Annotated in this window: 16 protein-coding genes; 8 read left to right on the forward strand and 8 right to left on the reverse strand. The window is 65.1% G+C overall.

Annotation, left to right across the window (positions count from 1 at the left end):
- Positions 1-124 precede the first annotated feature (124 nt).
- A complete protein-coding gene (murJ, locus tag ACPFMJ_RS02300; RefSeq protein WP_424362262.1) occupies positions 125-1,660 on the reverse strand; it encodes a murein biosynthesis integral membrane protein MurJ in 1,536 nt (511 codons plus the stop codon).
- Positions 1,661-1,792: 132 nt separating this feature from the next.
- Between murJ and ACPFMJ_RS02305 the strand changes: the two genes are divergently transcribed.
- Both ACPFMJ_RS02305 and ACPFMJ_RS02310 read left to right on the forward strand, forming a co-directional pair.
- Positions 1,793-2,146 carry a DUF2845 domain-containing protein gene (locus ACPFMJ_RS02305; protein ID WP_424362263.1) on the forward strand — a complete coding sequence of 118 codons (354 nt, stop codon included), beginning with the start codon at positions 1,793-1,795 and terminating at the stop codon, positions 2,144-2,146.
- Positions 2,147-2,436: 290 nt separating this feature from the next.
- Positions 2,437-3,339 carry a hypothetical protein gene (locus tag ACPFMJ_RS02310; RefSeq protein ID WP_424362264.1) on the forward strand — a complete coding sequence of 301 codons (903 nt, stop codon included), beginning with the start codon at positions 2,437-2,439 and terminating at the stop codon, positions 3,337-3,339.
- A gap of 48 nt (positions 3,340-3,387) precedes the next feature.
- On the opposite strand, the gene ACPFMJ_RS02315 is transcribed toward ACPFMJ_RS02310, so the two are convergent.
- Positions 3,388-4,350, reverse strand: a complete 963-nt coding sequence (locus ACPFMJ_RS02315; RefSeq protein WP_424362265.1) for a glycosyltransferase family 2 protein — start codon at positions 4,348-4,350, stop codon at positions 3,388-3,390.
- A 57-nt stretch (positions 4,351-4,407) separates the two neighbouring features.
- Between ACPFMJ_RS02315 and ACPFMJ_RS02320 the strand changes: the two genes are divergently transcribed.
- Together ACPFMJ_RS02320 and ACPFMJ_RS02325 are read left to right on the forward strand one after the other, a co-directional pair.
- Positions 4,408-5,274 carry a ChbG/HpnK family deacetylase gene (locus ACPFMJ_RS02320; RefSeq protein ID WP_424362266.1) on the forward strand — a complete coding sequence of 289 codons (867 nt, stop codon included), beginning with the start codon at positions 4,408-4,410 and terminating at the stop codon, positions 5,272-5,274.
- Positions 5,271-5,603 (forward strand): hypothetical protein, encoded by a 333-nt coding sequence (locus ACPFMJ_RS02325; protein ID WP_424362267.1) that lies wholly within the window; start codon positions 5,271-5,273, stop codon positions 5,601-5,603. Before ACPFMJ_RS02320 ends, ACPFMJ_RS02325 begins: the two co-directional genes overlap by 4 nt.
- Positions 5,604-5,605: 2 nt before the next feature.
- Here ACPFMJ_RS02325 and nadC read toward each other — a convergent pair whose 3' ends face one another.
- The 4 genes from nadC to nadA form a co-directional block, all read right to left on the reverse strand.
- Positions 5,606-6,457, reverse strand: a complete 852-nt coding sequence (gene nadC, locus ACPFMJ_RS02330) for a carboxylating nicotinate-nucleotide diphosphorylase (RefSeq protein WP_424362268.1) — start codon at positions 6,455-6,457, stop codon at positions 5,606-5,608.
- Positions 6,454-7,998 (reverse strand): L-aspartate oxidase, encoded by a 1,545-nt coding sequence (locus tag ACPFMJ_RS02335; RefSeq protein WP_424362269.1) that lies wholly within the window; start codon positions 7,996-7,998, stop codon positions 6,454-6,456. Before ACPFMJ_RS02335 ends, nadC begins: the two co-directional genes overlap by 4 nt.
- 3 nt (positions 7,999-8,001) lie before the next feature.
- A complete protein-coding gene (locus ACPFMJ_RS02340) occupies positions 8,002-8,622 on the reverse strand; it encodes a DUF4202 domain-containing protein (RefSeq protein WP_424362270.1) in 621 nt (206 codons plus the stop codon).
- Positions 8,623-8,758: 136 nt separating this feature from the next.
- On the reverse strand, positions 8,759-9,844 hold the full coding sequence (nadA, locus tag ACPFMJ_RS02345; RefSeq protein ID WP_424362271.1) for a quinolinate synthase NadA: 1,086 nt from the start codon (positions 9,842-9,844) through the stop codon (positions 8,759-8,761).
- Between the two features lie 460 nt (positions 9,845-10,304).
- On the opposite strand from nadA, the gene ACPFMJ_RS02350 reads away from it, so the two are divergent.
- The 3 genes from ACPFMJ_RS02350 to ACPFMJ_RS02360 are packed head-to-tail and all read left to right on the forward strand — an operon-like array spanning position 10,305 to position 13,622.
- Positions 10,305-12,236: a putative bifunctional diguanylate cyclase/phosphodiesterase gene (locus ACPFMJ_RS02350; RefSeq protein WP_424362272.1), complete on the forward strand. Its 1,932-nt coding sequence runs from the start codon at positions 10,305-10,307 to the stop codon at positions 12,234-12,236.
- Between the two features lie 47 nt (positions 12,237-12,283).
- The gene (locus ACPFMJ_RS02355; RefSeq protein WP_424362273.1) at positions 12,284-13,231 is read left to right on the forward strand and encodes an aspartate carbamoyltransferase catalytic subunit; all 948 of its coding nucleotides are present in this window, start codon (positions 12,284-12,286) and stop codon (positions 13,229-13,231) included.
- 46 nt (positions 13,232-13,277) lie between these two features.
- On the forward strand, positions 13,278-13,622 hold the full coding sequence (locus ACPFMJ_RS02360) for a hypothetical protein (protein ID WP_424362274.1): 345 nt from the start codon (positions 13,278-13,280) through the stop codon (positions 13,620-13,622).
- Positions 13,623-13,682: 60 nt separating this feature from the next.
- On the opposite strand, the gene cysK is transcribed toward ACPFMJ_RS02360, so the two are convergent.
- The gene (gene cysK / locus ACPFMJ_RS02365) at positions 13,683-14,660 is read right to left on the reverse strand and encodes a cysteine synthase A (RefSeq protein ID WP_424362275.1); all 978 of its coding nucleotides are present in this window, start codon (positions 14,658-14,660) and stop codon (positions 13,683-13,685) included.
- Between the two features lie 19 nt (positions 14,661-14,679).
- Positions 14,680-15,483, reverse strand: coding sequence for a sulfite exporter TauE/SafE family protein (locus ACPFMJ_RS02370; RefSeq protein ID WP_424362276.1), 804 nt, complete (start codon positions 15,481-15,483; stop codon positions 14,680-14,682).
- Between the two features lie 269 nt (positions 15,484-15,752).
- Here ACPFMJ_RS02370 and ACPFMJ_RS02375 point away from each other — a divergent pair, with 269 nt between their 5' ends.
- Positions 15,753-16,244, forward strand: a complete 492-nt coding sequence (locus tag ACPFMJ_RS02375; protein ID WP_424362277.1) for an RrF2 family transcriptional regulator — start codon at positions 15,753-15,755, stop codon at positions 16,242-16,244.
- Position 16,245: the final 1 nt, after the last annotated feature.

Below are 16,245 nucleotides of genomic sequence, written 5' to 3' on the forward strand. Positions count from 1 at the left end.
CGCTCAACGCCCCCTCCCTGTCCCTCCCCCGCTCCGCGGGAGAGGGGACGCTTGCGATCAGCATTCTCGCTGTGACGACGATGTGCTCCCTCTCCCGCGGAGCGGGGGAGGGTTGGGGAGGGGGTCAACGCCCCCGCCGCAAGCCGCCCAGCCTCACACCCGCCAAATGCAGCACGCCGACGAGCGTCGCGCCATAAACGACCGCTCCCGCCGCCCCCAACGCAATCAGTGCGACAAGATTCGCCTGCGAACCGAAATGCAGGCCCAGAGCGAGCGCCGGCGCGCGGCCGAACATGGCGACAAGCGTCAGCAGCATGCAGGCCAGGAGGGTGGCGCCGACGCTTTTCGCGAAGACGCCGTCGAAGTCGATCAGCTCCCGCTCAATGGCGATCGCGACGAGCGCGCCGAGATTGATCCAGAGGCCGATGGACGTCGCCGTCGCAAGGCCCACCGCGCCGAGCGGGCGGAAGAGGATCACTTTCATCGCCACGTTCACAGCGAGCGCCGACAGCGCGATTTTCATTGGCGTCGAGGTGTCGCCGCGCGACTGGAAGCTCGCGCGCGCAGAGGCGATGAGCACGAGCGCCATCAGCCCCGCGCCATAGGCCGCGAGCACGTCGCCCGCCGCGATGGCGTCGGCGGCGGTGAATTTGCCGCGCATGAAGAGGCCCGCGACTATCAACTCCGGGATCGTGTCGAAGGCGACGAAGAAAGGCGCCGCGAGCGCGATGGTGAGCGCCATGGTGTTGCTCTGCGCCCGATGCGCGCCGGCGACGTCGCCGGCGGAGACGCGGCGGCTCATCTCGGGCAGCAGCACGGTGCCCGCTGCAATGCCGATGACGCCGACGGGAAGCTGATAGAGACGCTCGGCGTAGGAGATCGCGGACACCCCGCCATCGGCCAGCATGGACGACAGGATCGTGTCGGCGAAGACGGCGATCTGCGGGCTCGCCGAGCCGATAACGGCGGGGCCGAGCATGATGAAGAACTCGCGCACGCGCGGCCAGTGCGGTTTGCGCAAGCCACGCAACACGCCGATCTGGCGCGCGCCCCACATGAGCAGCCCCAACTCCAGCGCGCCCGAGATGGTCACGCCCCAACTCGCCGCATATCCGGCATTGGGGAAGAGGAACGACACGGCCAGCGCCGCCATGACGGTGAGGTTCATGAGGTTCGGCGCGAAGGCGGGCAGCGCGAATCTGCCATGCGCGTTGAGCGCGCCCATATGCAGCGCGAAGAGCGTCATGAACAGGAGGTAGGGAAAAGTGATGCGCGTGAGGTTCACCGCCAGGGCGAACTTCTCCGGCCGGTCGCCGAGCCCCGGCGCCAGCAGCGACACGAATTGCGGCGTGAGCAGCCAGACGAGCAACAGCAGCACGATCTGCGAGGCGAGCAGGAGCGTATAGACTTCCCCCGCGAATTCTTCCGCCGGTTCATCGCCCTCCTGCGTCAGCGATTTCGCGTAGCAGGGGATGAAGGCGGCGTTGAAAGCGCCCTCGCCGAAGATCGACCGGAAACTGTTGGGCAGGCGCTGCGCGATGAAGAAGGCGTCGGAGATCGCCCCGGCTCCCATGATCGCGGACTGCATCGCGAGCGACAGAAAGCCCGTGATGCGCGAGAGCAGGGTGAAGCCGCCGACCGAGAGAAGACTGCGAATCATTTCATGGCTTCTAGCAGCTAAATTCCCAAATTCCGCTTATTCGCGGTCCCTCTGGCGCGGCTTGAGGGGCTGGCCTAACTTCAGCGGAAGGAAGCGTGGCGGGACGAGCGGCGCGTCAACCGGGCGAAAGCGATGAAATACAGGGTGTTGTTGGGCCTGCTGATCTGCGCGGCGAGCGCGGGGCCCGCTTTCGCCCTGCGTTGCGGGACGAGCCTCGTCATCGAAGGGCAATCGAAATTCGACGTGCTGCAGCGTTGTGGCGAGCCCGCCTATACGGACAGCCATGTCGAATATCGCTCGGGCATGTCCAATCCGCTGGAGCCGCGCCCCCTCGACTCGCTCGAGCCTGGTTTTCCCTATCCGGCCGTGCGCGAAGTGACGGTGGAGGAGTGGGTATATAATTTTGGGCCGACGCAATTGATGTCGTCTCTGGTCTTTGAAAACGGCCGGCTCCTCAAGATCAGGACGCTGGGCTACGGGCGATAGCGCATGCGTGGCAAGCACTTAGAGGCACCGGTCGGGTCATGTTCGCGAGCCGAGAACGTTTAATCTTGGCTCGCTTCAGCAAACATAGGTCAAATAAAAAACGGCTACGCTCAAGATTTCAAGGCCAGAATTGTTTCTGGAAGGTTTCTGCGACTGAAGTCGCGCCTTTATTATGTATAGCATAAGTCGCGCTTTTGCCTTAAACCTCCAGTGGCGCCTGGGCAGAATAAAATAAACTAAGCGCCTGATATTATTGTGAAGAGAGGTAAGGTCTAATGTTGAAACGACTCATGTTCGCCAGCTCTGTGCTTTGCCTGACCGCGACCGGAGCTTTGGCGGGAAATCCCACGACGATCCAGATTCCTCCGAGCTGCGCGAATGTCTCTCCTGGAAGCCCGCAGGCCAACAACCTGAACACTGCGCTGAAGACGGCCTTGACCGCAGCGGTCAATCCGCCGAATGGCGGCCAGAATGGCGGTCTCGGCTTCAACATGTGGGCCACGGTCGTCGCCAATGACGGCACGGTCTGCGCGGTCGCCTTCACCGGCGCGAACTACAAGCAGCAGTGGCTCGCCAGCCGCGTCATTTCGGCCCAGAAGGCCGCCACCGCCAACAGCCTGAGCCTCGGCGCGACCACTGGCTCGCCGAATCCCGGCAAGCTCGCGCTGTCATCGGCCAATCTCTATTCCGCGACGCGCGACGGCGGCAGCCTCTTCGGCCTGCAGTTCAGCAATCCGGTCGATCCGGCCAGCGCCTATCTCGACTCCAATGGATCGCAGCCCGACCCGACGACCTTCGGCACGGGTTCGGATCCGATGATCGGCCGTCCGATCGGCGGCATCAATGTGTTCGGCGGCGGCCTCGCGGCGTTTGCTGACAACGCCGCCAAGGTCGGCGGCATCGGCGTTTCCGGCGACACGTCCTGCACCGACCACATGGTCGCGTGGCGCCTGCGCCGCAAGTCCGGCCTCGACTATCTGGCGAGCGCCGGCGTGAGCGGCCCCGCCGCCCTGTTTGCGGGCGACAACGGGCATCCGGACAACATCATCTTCGACATTCCGGCCAACGCCACCTCGCTCGTCGGCAATAACGGCCTGAGCGCCAGCGGCTTCGGCCATCCGACGTGCCTCAACAACCCGCCGATCGATCCCAACACCAAGACGGCCGCCGGCGGCCTGTCCCCGGTCGAGTAATCGACGCGCAAATCCGTCGCATCCGAGAGGGTGCGGCGGACCTTTTTCTTATTTTTTGTCCGCCTTCTTCGTTTCCACCCGCTCCGCCACGAGATAGAGCGGCCGGCCTTTCACCTCGTTGAAGATGCGGGCGATATATTCGCCGAGCACGCCGAGCGAAATGAGCTGCACCCCGGAAAAGAACGCGATCGAGACGACGAGCGTCGGGAAGCCCGGCGTGTCGACGCCAAAGAGCATGGTGCGCGCCCAGTAATAGGCCGCCATGCCCAGCCCGAAACACGAGATCGCAAGGCCCACCCAGGTCCAGACCTTGAGCGGCAGGGACGAGAAGGACATCAGCCCATCCAGCGCAAAGCGCACGAGGCGTGCGAAATTGAACTTGGAGTCGCCGCTCGCGCGTTCGTCGACGACGAACGGCACGCCGATGGATTTGAAGCCGATCCAGGCATAAAGGCCCTTGTTGAAGCGCGCGCGCTCGCGCATCGAGAGCAGGGCGTCGACCGCCTGCCGGTCGAGAAGGCGAAAATCTCCGGCGCCGGGCGGCAACGACACGTCGCCGAATTTTTCGAGCAGGCGGTAGAACAGCTCCGTGAAGAAAGTCCGCATCCTGGGGTCGGTTGCGCGGTCGGTGCGCTGGCCGAAGACGTTTTTGTAGCCCTCGCGCCACTTCTCGACGAATTGCGCGATGACTTCGGGCGGGTGCTGAAGGTCTGCGTCCATGATGACGACGGCGCGGCCGCGCGCCTCGTCGAGCCCGGCGGCGATGGCGACTTCCTTGCCGAAATTGCGGGAGAAGGAGAGGGCGCGAAAGCGCGGCTCAGCGGCGCAGATCGCGCGCAGTTCCTCGAAGCTGTCGTCATGCGAGCCGTCATCGATGAAGATCGCCTCGAAAGTGACGCCGGCCCCCTCGAGCGCTGGCGTCAGCCGCGCGCTAAGCGGGCGCAGATTGGCGCGCTCGTTGAACACGGGGATCACGACCGATATATCGGGAGTCTCGATGCTGTCGCTCATGGGTCTGCTTCAACCAGAAAAAGCGCGCGCGGCAAAGATATGAGGAGACGGGCGGCGATGTCGAAGGACCGCGTCATTGCGATCTGCGCCGACGATTATGGCATCTCTTACGCCGTGAGCGTCGGCATTCTCGAAGCCCTCGACGCCGGGAGGCTGACGGCGGTGTCCGCGCTCGTCAACGGCCCGCGCTGGCCCGCCATGGGCCGCGAATTGCTGCGCCATTGCCGGAACGCCGATGTCGGCCTGCATTTCAATCTCACCCTGGGTCGCCCGCTCGGCTACATGCCGACATTCGCGCCGACAGGGACTTTTCCGCCCATCGCGAAGGTCATCCGCATGGCCATGCGCGGAAAGCTCCCCATGGAGGAAATCCGCGCCGAGATCGACCGGCAATTGGACCGCTTCGAGGCGGTGATTGAGCGGCGGCCCGATTTCGTGGACGGCCATCAGCATGTACATGGCTTGCCGGGCATTCGCGAGGCTTTGCTCGACGCCATGCTGGCGCGCCGCCTCGCCGGCCGCGCCTGGCTGCGCGACTCTGCGGACAGCCTCCATCGCATCGCCCTGCGCGGGGCACATGCGCGCAAGGCGCTCGCCGTGCGCGCGGTCTCGTCGGGCTTCCATCGCGCGGCGAACTGGCGGGGCTTCGCGACCAATGACGGCTTTGCAGGCTTTTCGGATTTCGACCCCGGCAAAGACTACGCGAAGTCCTTCGAGTCTTATCTGCGCGCGCCGGGCAAGGCGCATCTCGTCATGTGCCATCCCGGTCATGTCGACGAGGAGCTGAAGGCGCAGGACCCGGTGACGATCACGCGCGAGCAGGAACTCGCCTTCCTGCTGTCGCCGCGCCTGCCGGAGATGCTGGAAAAGCGCGGGCTGAAGCTCGGGCGGCTCGGCGCCGTGATCAACGGAAAGTCGGCATGAAGGCGATACTGGCGATTCTCGCTTGCCTCATTTCGGCGCCCGCGCTCGCTTTCCAGGGCAAATGTCTCATTCAGGTCGGCGGCAAGGATTATCTGAAAGGCCCTTGCGAAGTTGAGACGCTGGACAAGGACGGCAGCTTCACGGTCGGCGCCTCGGACACGGCTCCATCGGATTACTTCGCCTATGTCGTCGTCACGAGCCCGGGCGTCGCCGATGGTTCATGGAACCGTGACCCCAAATCCACCCACGCCCATTCGCCGCTCGGCGTGTTGAAGCGGCAGGGCGCCTGCTGGGTGAACGATAAGGCGAAGGTCTGCGCGACGCGATAGCTTCATGCGATTTCGATATCCAGCCCCAGATCCAGCACGCGCGCCGAATGCGTCAGCGCGCCGACCGAGATGAGGTCGACGCCCGTCTCGGCGATCGCCGCGATGGTCTCCAGCGTGACGCCGCCCGAGGCTTCGCAGACCATGCGGCCGGCGACCATCTCGACCGCTTTACGCAGATCGTCAGGAGCCATGTTGTCGAGAAGCACGGCGTCCGCGCCCTCGGCGAGGACTTCCGCGAGCTGATCGAGCGTATCGACCTCGATCTCGATCTTGGTGAGATGGCCGACGAAGGCTTTGGCCGCCTTGAGGGCAGGGGCGACCCCGCCGGCGACGGCGATGTGGTTGTCCTTGATGAGCACCGCGTCGTCGAGGCCGAAGCGGTGATTGGCGCCGCCGCCGCAGCGCACGGCGTATTTCTCGAAGGCGCGCAGGAGCGGCGTGGTCTTGCGCGTGTCGCAGACTTTCGCCTTCGTATGGGCGATACGCGCCGCGTAAGTCGCGGCAAGCGACGCGACGCCGGACAAACGGCCCATGTAATTTAAGGCCACGCGCTCGGCTGACAGAATGGCGCGGGCCGGGCCTTCGATGCGCGCGACGATTTCCCCGGGCCCAACTTTGGCGCCGTCTTCGATCCAGGGTTCAAAGCCGACGCGCACATCCATCTGCAGGAATGCGGCGCGGGCGAGGGGCAGGCCGGCGACGACCCCGGCTTCTCGCGCGGCGATGACGGCGCGGGCGTTGGCGCTCGCGGGGATCGTGGCCTGCGTGGTGACGTCGCCGGCGCGGCCGAGGTCTTCGGCGAGTGCGGCGCGGACGGCGTCTTCGATGAGGAGGGGGGAGAGATCGAACGTCACGCGCTCGCCTCGTCCGCGATACGTAAGGCGTCCGCAAGCGTGATTTGCGAGCGCTGGGCCAGGGCGGGGTTCTCCTGCGGGAAATCCGAGCGGAAATGCGCGCCGCGACTCTCGCGCCGCCCGAGCGCCGAAGCCGTAATGAGCAGCGCCGCGGAGAGCATATTGGAAACCTCGATGTCGCTCGTCCGCGCAGAGAGACGGCGGACAGCTTTTAGGGCGCCCGTAAGACCGGCGGCGTCGCGGATGACGCCGACATTGGCGGACATGAGGTCGCGCAATTCTTCGACGACGGCGAAGTCGCGGTCATGTGCGACCGGCTCGGCGCGCTCCGCCGCGATGCGTAAGTCGACGTCTTCCAGCGGCGCGGACGAAACGTCGGCCGCGACGCGCGCGCCAAAGACGACCGCCTCCAGCAGCGAATTGGAGGCGAGGCGGTTCGCGCCATGGACTCCTGTCGAGGCGACTTCGCCGATGGCCCAAAGACCCGAGAGGCTCGTGCGCCCGCGCACGTCGGTCCAGACGCCGCCCATATGGTAATGCGCGGCCGGAGCGATCGGGATGGGCTGCGTCACCGGATCGATGCCGGCGCCCTTACAACTCGCGTAAACGGTGGGAAAGCGGTGCGGGAATTCCGCGCCGACGGCGGCGCGCGCGTCGAGAAAGGCGCCCCGTCCAGCCTTGATGCTCGCAAAGACCCCGCGCGCGACGATATCGCGGGGGCCGAGCTCGCCGGCGGGATTTACGTCGAGCAGAAAACGCTTGCCGGCGCGGTCGATGATGACGGCCCCTTCGCCGCGCAGGGCCTCGGTCGCGAGCGGCGCGGGGTCGACATTGATGTCTATAGCGGTCGGGTGGAACTGCACGAATTCCGCGTCCGCCACGATGGCCCCCGCCCGCGCCGCCATGGCGACGCCGACGCCGCGCGCCTCGACCGGGTTCGTCGTCAGGCGGTAGAGATGACCGACGCCGCCTGTGGCGAGCACCAGCGCCGAGCAGGGAATGTCGCAGATGCGGCCGGAAGCGTGGCGCGCACGCACGCCGACGACGCGGCGGTCGCGGGTGAGAATCTGCTGCGCGGAATAGCCGTCCACTACCGTGATGGAGGGCGTCTCCTTCACCCGCTTTTCAAGCGTCTCCATGATGGCGCGGCCGGCCGTGTCGCCCATGACGCGCACGATGCGGCGATGCGAATGGGCGGCCTCCTGCGAGGGCGCGAAGTCGCCGCCACTCTTGCGGTCGAAGGGCGCGCCCCAGGCGGCGAGGTCCTCGACGCGGGCGCGGGCTTCTTCGGCCATGCCGAGCGCGACCTCGCGGTCGACGATGCCCGCGCCGGCGGCCACGGTGTCGTCGGCGTGCCGCTCCGGCGTGTCGCCTTCCTCAACCGCCGCGGCGATGCCGCCCTGCGCCCAATAGGAGGAGCCGCTCGATCCGACGGGCGTCGGCGCGAGAATGGCGACGGGCCGAGGAGCGAGCTTGAGCGCGCAGAAGACCCCGGCTAGGCCGCCGCCGACGATCAGGATAGGGGGGAGCTTATGGGGCATGTATCAATCGAGTGAGACGGCGGCGAGCCGTTCGAGCGCGCCGGCCTCGCGTTCAACGGCGGCGGCGACGAGCGCGCGGGCGCGGTCGGGCAGGGGGAGAGCGAGCGCCGCGGCGTGACCCTTGGGCGACATTTTGCAGAGCGTCTTGCCGAGAATGTCGATGATCTTTTCGTCCTCATAGCCGGCGTATTTGGCGAGGAAGTCATCGAAATAATGCTCGAGGAAGACAACGGCCGCGACATTCTCCAGCGCCTGCGATTCCGGGTCTTTCTTGAGCTGCTCCTTGCGGACCAGCGCGCCGACATGCGCGATCGCCGCCTCGTCGTAGCCGCTGGCGCGCATGAACTCTCCCGCGAGATTGGCGTGGTGGACCCGGCAGGCGCGCCGCCATTCGTTGTAGCCTTTGCGCCCTTCGGGGTAGTCGCCGCGCGGGATCTCCCAGCGTTTGAGATGCTGGGCGCGGGCGGCGATCTTGAGGAGGTCGGAGGCGTCGGGATAGAGCGCGGCGAGGCGTGTGGACATCCGCTCGGCGTAAACGGTCTCGAAGGCGCGGCCGTCGACCTTGCGGGGATCTTCGGCGTTGGCGGCGTCGATGGCGGCGAGGGCGGCTTCGAGAGAGGGCATTGGAACTCCAGACGCCTTGCCCCCTCCCTGTCCCTCCCCCGCTTCGCGGGAGAGGGGACGCTCGCGAGCGGCATTGTCGATGAAGGCGACGATGTGCTCCCTCTCCCGCGCCAGCGGGGGAGGGTTGGGGAGGGGCTTACCCCAGATCGATCATCCGCTGAACGCTCAGGCGGGCGCGGGCGGCGATGGCCGGATCCACGATCACTTCCTCGCGGATATGGAGAAGGCTGTCGAGGATTTTCGGCAACGTGATGCGCTTCATGTGCGGGCAGAAATTGCAGGGGCGCACGAACTCGGTGCCCGTCGTCTCCGCCGCGATATTGTCGGCCATCGAGCATTCGGTCACGAGCAGGACGCGGGCGGGCTTTTTGTTGCGCACGTAGTCGATCATCGCGGCGGTCGAGCCGGAGAAGTCCGAGACTTCCACGACCTCGCGCGGGCATTCGGGATGGGCGATGACCTTCAGGCCCGGATGGTCGGCCTTGAAGCCTTCAATCTCCTCGGCCGTGAAAAGCTCATGCACTTCGCAGGCGCCTTCCCAGGCGATGATCTTCACCTTGGTCTGCGCGGCGACGTTCTGGGCGAGATAGCGGTCGGGGACCATGATGACGGTATCGACGCCAAGGCTCTCCACGACCTTCACGGCGTTGGAGGAGGTGCAGCAGATGTCGACCTCCGCCTTCACCTCGGCGGAGGTGTTCACATAGGCGACGACCGGCACGCCCGGATATTTCTTGCGCAGCGCGCGAATATCGGCGCCGGTGATGGATGCCGCGAGCGAGCAGCCGGCCTCGGCGTCCGGGATCAGAACCGTCTTGTTCGGGTTCAGAATCTTCGACGTCTCGGCCATGAAGTAGACGCCGCCCTGGACGATCACGTCGGCGTCGGACTGGGCCGCGAGCTTGGCGAGCTGGAGGCTGTCGCCGATATAGTCGGAGACGCAGTGGTAGATCTCCGGCGTCTGATAATTATGCGCCAGGATCACCGCGTTGCGCGTCTTCTTGATGTCATTGATCGCCTTTACGTAAGGCGCGTGAAACGGCCACTCGATCGCCGGAATCACCTTCGAGACGCGCTCATAAAGATGGGCGGTCGCGGCCTCGACCTCCGGCGTCCATTCCAGATTGGGACGCGGCAGCATGGGGAAGCGCGCATTGGGGCCAACCCCGAGCGACGGCGTGGGCGCGCGCTCTCTCAGCAGCTCGGCGGTTTGGGACGTCATCTGTCGCTTGCCCCCTTTTTCGATAGCGACCACTTATACTCTGAATGAGTATAAGGGATCCATACAAAAACCCCGAGGCGGACCCCGCCCGGAGCGCTCATTCGGTTAAGTTTAAAGGCGCAACGCTGCACCCGCAACCCCGACTGTGAAGGAGATGTGCTCGACTGGAGTATAAGTCAAGGCGTCGTACGCGGGGAGGCGGCTCGAAACAATTAACCTCTGCGCGATTTCTCCCCCATACTTTAACAAATAGCAACGGCTTCGGTGGAAACTTGCAGGATCGAATTCCTTTTGCCGCGCGCAGGCGCGGGTGGAGGAAAAAAGGTTCGACGGGATCATGCATATTTCCGCTGCTATTTCTGACGTCCTGTCGCGGTTGGGGGGCTTCCCGGGCGGGGGAGACGGCCGGCTTGCGCGCCTCCGTCATTTTCTGGAAGGGGACCCTCTCGCGTTCGATGAAATGCCTCTGTCGCCTGCGGTGCGCGCGCGCTTTCGGGCCGAACAGCTCAGCGACCTCGAGCGTTGCACGCCGGCGGTGATGCTCGTTTCCTGCTTCAGCGCGCTGGCATTTTGCATTTCCGTGTGGGAGACGACCTTCGCCGATCAGGCGAAAATCTGGGCGACTTTGATCTTCACGCTCGCGGGCGTCATCTATGCGCGTCGCATCACCGCCCCGGCGCGCCAGGCCCGAAACGCGTCGCCAAACGGCGTCTGGCGGGCGGCGGCCAATGCGTTGCTGCATGGCTCGCTTTGGGGGGCGTTGCCCGTCTTCTTCTTCGACGACGCGACGACGCGCCAGCAATTCGTGATCGTGGGGCTCGTTTTCGCGACGCTGTTCGGCGGCGCCTTCTCGCTCAGCATGATTCCGAGCGCCCTGCTGGCTCACGTCGTTCCAATCTGCGCGGGCTTCATCCTGGCCGTCCTGCCCCAGCACGACCGTGTCGTCGATGTCGTGGCCGGCGCCGCCGCTATCTATACGGTCGTGATCGTCAGCGGCGCCCTCAAACGCGCCGGGGCGGCTGCGCGGCGCTGCGCCGCCGAAGTCGCTGCGCAGGAGGGCGCGATGCGCGACGAGCTCACGCAACTGCCGAACCGCGTCGCCTTCCGGGAGGAGCTTGCGCGTTCCTTCGCCCGTCTCGCGCGTCGCAACGAACGCTTCGCGCTCATGTGCTTCGATCTCGACGGCTTTAAGGGCGTCAACGACACGATGGGGCACGACACCGGGGACGCAGTGCTCATCGAGGCCGCCCGGCGCCTAAAGGCGTCGACGCGTGAGAACGACCTGGTGGCGCGCCTCGGCGGAGACGAGTTCGCGCTGGTCGCCGTCGACATCCGCAACGTGGAGGACGCGGTGACGATCGGGCACCGCATCCTCGCGAATTTCAAGGCGCCCTTCGAAATCGACGGGCGCTCGATCCCCATGTCGGTTTCCATCGGCATCGTCATCGCGCCGAGCGACGGCGTCGATCCTGAAAGCCTCATGCGCAACGCCGACAGCGCCATGTATGCGACGAAACAGTCGGGGCGCGCCGGCTACACGCTGTTTCGCGACCGTTTCGGCTTCATCGCCGAGCGCAATACGCTGGACGCGGAACTCGACCGCGCCTTCGCGCAGCGCGAACTGTTCATGGTCTATCAGCCGTTCGTCGACACGCAGACGCAGGAGGCCACCGGATTCGAAGCGCTGCTGCGCTGGCGTCACCCTGTTCGCGGCGTGCTGAGCGCCGGCGAGATCGTCCCGCTCTTCGAGCGTGCGGGACAGATCGACCGCGTCGGCTCCTGGGCCTTGCAGGAGGCCATGAACGCGGCAAAGAACTGGCCGCCCCATTTGAGGGTGGCGGTCAACGTCTCGGCGCTTCAGCTTCGCAAGCCGAATTTTGAGCAGATGGTGCTCGACGCGCTCGCGACCAGCGGATTGGAGCCCCATCGCCTCGAACTCGAGCTGACCGAGACGGCGATGATCCTCGACGGCGAAAGAGCCTTCGAGATGCTCGCCAATCTGCGCCGGCTCGGCATCCAGACGGCGCTCGACGATCTGGGAACCGGCTATTCCTCCCTCGCCAATCTCGTGGGCCTGCCGCTGGACCGGCTGAAGATCGACCGCTCCTTCGTCGCCAATATCGAGACCAATCCCATGTGCGCCTCGGTCGTGAAGCTGACGATCGAGCTTGCGCGGTCGCTCTCGCTCCAGGTCACCGCCGAGGGTGTCGAGACCGAACGGCAGTTCCAGATGCTGCACCGGCTAGGCTGCCGGGAGGTGCAGGGCTACCTGTTCAGCCATCCGCGTACGTCGAATCAGATCTCGGGCCTGTTCGGCGCGTGCCCGATGATCGAGCCCCCCAAGCCGACGCGCGACCTGACCGAGGAGCCGCCTCTCGCCGCCGCCGGTTGATGGAAATCGAGGGTCGCGGCGCACGGCAAAACTGCTATAGACGGGCCATGCAGGCAGACGTCAAAGCGATCTTTCCGAACCGCCACCTCCTCGGCATAGAGGGCCTGAAGCGCCCCCATATCGAGACGCTGCTCGACATGGCCGAGCAGGCCGTCGAAGTGTCGCGGCAGGTCGAGAAGAAGCGCGCCGTTCTGCGCGGGCGCACCCAGATCAATCTGTTCTACGAACCCTCGACCCGCACGCAGGCTTCGTTTGAGATCGCGGGGAAGCGCCTCGGCGCGGACGTGATGAACATGTCCGTCGCGCGCTCCTCGGAATCGAAGGGCGAGACGCTCCTCGACACGGCCATGACGCTCAACGCCATGCGCCCGGACATCATCGTCGTCCGCCACGCGCAGGCGGGCGCAGCGCATCTCCTTGCGCGCAAGGTCGATTGTTCCGTGGTCAACGCCGGCGACGGCGCCCATGAGCATCCGACCCAGGCGCTGCTCGACGCGCTGACGATCCGCCGCAACAAGGGGCGCATCGAGGGACTGACCGTCGCCATTTGCGGCGACATTCTCCATTCCCGCGTGGCGCGGTCCAACATCATCCTGTTGTCGGCGCTCGGGGCGCGGGTGCGGGTGGTGGGGCCGTCGACGCTCGCGCCGGACAGCCTCTCGCGGCTCGGCGTCGAGGTGCATCACGACATGACGCGCGGTCTCGCCGGCGCCGACATCGTCATGATGCTGCGCCTCCAAAAGGAGCGCATGGCCGGCGCCCTGGCCCCGAGCGCGCGGGAATATTTTCACTTCTTCGGGCTGGATGAGGAAAAGCTGGCTCTTGCGGCGCCGGACGCGCTCGTGATGCATCCGGGCCCCATGAATCGCGGCGTCGAGATCGACTCCGCGGTCGCGGACAGTTCACGCTCCCTGATCCGGGAGCAGGTGGAGATGGGCGTCGCCGTCCGCATGGCGGTGCTGGAGGCACTCGCGCAGCACCTGCCGAATGTGTAAGATCGGCCCCAAAACAGGGTCATAGAGACCCAGCAAGGGGTGAGAAATGATCAAATTGATCCGCTTCATCGGATTGGTGTCGCAGTCGATCTTCATTCAGTTCGTGCATCTCTTCGGCCTGGTCGCCTTCGGCGCCGCGGCTGCGATAGGCTGGATGCGCCTGCCGTCGTGGCTGGTGCCGATCCTCGCGGTCATCTGCGGCGTCGTCGCGGATAAGTTCATCGACGAGTCCGACGTGGCCTCGATTCTGGAGAAGGCGCACAACGCCAATCAGCGCGGCGGCTTCCTGATCGTGGTCTATTTCGTGATCTGCGCAGTCGGTTATGTCGTCGGCGCCTATGGCCGCCATTACGCGCGCAGCAAGGGGCTTCCCATCGCCCTGAAGAAATAAGCAAGGCGAATAAAACAAGAGGGCCGGGGGCTTTTCAGCCGTCCCGGCCCTTTTCTTTTTTTACAGCCCCTCGAACAGCGCCGTGGAGAGGTAGCGCTCGGCGAAGGAGGGGATGATCAGAACGATATTCTTGCCCTCGGCCTCCGGCCGGCTGGCGATTTCCAGCGCCGCCGCGACGGCCGCGCCTGACGAGATGCCGACCGGAATGCCCTCGAGGCGGGCCAGCAGACGGGCGGTGTCGAAGGCGGTCTGATTGCCGATGGTGACGATCTCGTCGATCACGCCGCGATGCAGGATCGGGGGCACGAAGCCTGCGCCGATGCCCTGAATCTTGTGCGGCCCCGGCGGACGGCCGGAGAGAACGGCCGAATCCTCAGGCTCGACGGCGACGACGCGCAAAGCGGGGTTGCGGCTCTTGAGAACCTGGCCGACGCCGGTGATCGTGCCGCCCGTGCCGACGCCGGAGACGAAATAATCGACCTTGCCCTCTGTGTCGTTCCAGATCTCCTCCGCCGTGGTGGCGCGGTGGATTTCGGGATTGGCGGGGTTCTCGAACTGCTGCGGGATGATCGCGCCGGGCGTTTCGGCGGCGAGCTCCGAGGCCTTGGCCAGCGCGCCCTTCATGCCCTGGGAGGCGGGGGTGAGCACGAGCTCGGCCCCGAGCAGGGCCAGCATCTTGCGGCGCTCGATGGACATCGATTCCGGCATGACCAGAATCAGGCGATAGCCGCGCGCGGCGGCGACGAAGGCGAGGGCGATGCCGGTGTTGCCGGAGGTCGGCTCGATCAGCACGGTCTGGCCGGGCGAGATCTTGCCGCTCTTCTCCAGCGACTCGATCATGGCGACGCCGATGCGGTCCTTGACGCTGGCGATAGGGTTGAAGAATTCGAGCTTGGCGAGAAGGTTCGCCTTGGCGCCCTTTTCCTTCGCCAGACGGTCCAGGCGCACGATCGGCGTGTCGCCGATGGTCTGCGTGATCGAATTATAAATGCGGCCGCGTCCCGGTTTTGCGGGCGGCGTGAAGCTCGTATCCGACATTTCCGTCCTCCCCTTGTCCTTAAATAGACAGTTTGACTCCCACCGCCGCCATCATCGTCGCAAGCGCCGGCCTCAAATAGTGGTCCGGAACGCGCGCGGCGAGATGGCTGCCGATGGCGATGCCCGGCAGAGAGCCGATCAGGAGAGAGAATAGCAAGAGCCAATCCACGCCGCCCATGAGCCAATGACCAAAGCCCGCAACGAAGGTCAGCGGAACGGCGTGCGCGATATCCGACCCGACGAGTCGCACGGTCTGCGTACGGGGGTATAGCGCGAGCAGGACCGTCATGCCCACCGCGCCGGCGCCGACCGACGAAATCGAGACGAGCACGCCGAGGAAGACGCCCAGCGTGACGGTGAGGGCGCAGATGTGGCGGTCGCTCATGTCGTCGAGATGATGGGCGATGTAGTCGAGAATCCAGCGGCGAAACAGGATGGAGACCGCGGTAAGGATCAGGGCGAAGCCGAGCGCCGAGGTGATGAGCCCGTTGGCGGCGTGGCCGGCCGTTTTGCCAAGCCAGGAAAGCGTCAGCAAGGTGAAGATCGTCGCCGGGACCGAGCCGCAGGCGAGACGGCGCGTGATGCGCCAATCCACCGTCCCGTTGAGCGAATGGACGAGCGTGCCGTTGCTCTTGGTGATCGCCGCATAGAGCAGGTCGGTGCCGACGGCCGTGCCGGGCGCGACGCCGAAGAGAAGGACGAGGATCGGCGTCATGAGCGATCCGCCGCCCACGCCGGTGAAGCCGACTAGAGCGCCGACGATAAATCCCGACAGCGAATACAATGGGTTGAATGCGTGGAGCGCCTCGACGACCGTAGACATTGGCATGGCCCTTCTTAATTCACGCAGCTGCCATGTGGTTTATCATAACGCACAAGCTGAGAGCGGCATTTATCTGAACCAAATCCGGAAGGCAGTCAAACGTCTATTTATCCAGTCAATTACTAGACTAAATAAACGGAATAGGTCAAGGGGAGATGGGTCATATGAAAATTTTCAAATATGTGATTTAGTCACGGGATCAGCCCGCTGCGCCGAAATAAGTTGGACGAACGGCGTCGCCCGCGCAGGACCTGTGGTAAAATTTTCAAATGCTCACCAAAAAAGCCAAATACGGCCTGAAGGCGATGGTTCATCTCGCCGGAGTCGAACCGGGGCAGACCGCCCTGGTCGCCGACATCGCCGCGGCAAATCAAATCCCCAAGAAATTTCTCGACGCCATTCTCAGCGAATTGCGCAACGCGGGGTATGTGCATTCGAAGAAAGGGAAGGGTGGCGGCTACATGCTCGCGCGCCTCCCCAACGAGATCAGCGTGGGCAATCTGGTGCGCACGCTCGATGGCCCGCTCGCCCCGATTCAATGCGCGAGCCGCAGGCTTTATCGCAGATGCGAAGACTGCGTGGACGAGTCGCATTGCGCGGTCCGTCTGGTGATGATGGAGGCGCGCGACGCGATCGCCCGCGTGCTGGACAACACGATGCTCGATCAGATGCGCGCCCTCGGCGAGACGGGAATGGCGCTGGTCGAGGGCGCGGCCGTGAAGTCCAAGTCGAAAGGCTCCGCCGCCATGGACATGGCGTGAG

Origin of the sequence: Methylocystis parvus (assembly GCF_049675845.1) — a bacterium.
Lineage (GTDB): Bacteria > Pseudomonadota > Alphaproteobacteria > Rhizobiales > Beijerinckiaceae > Methylocystis > Methylocystis parvus_A.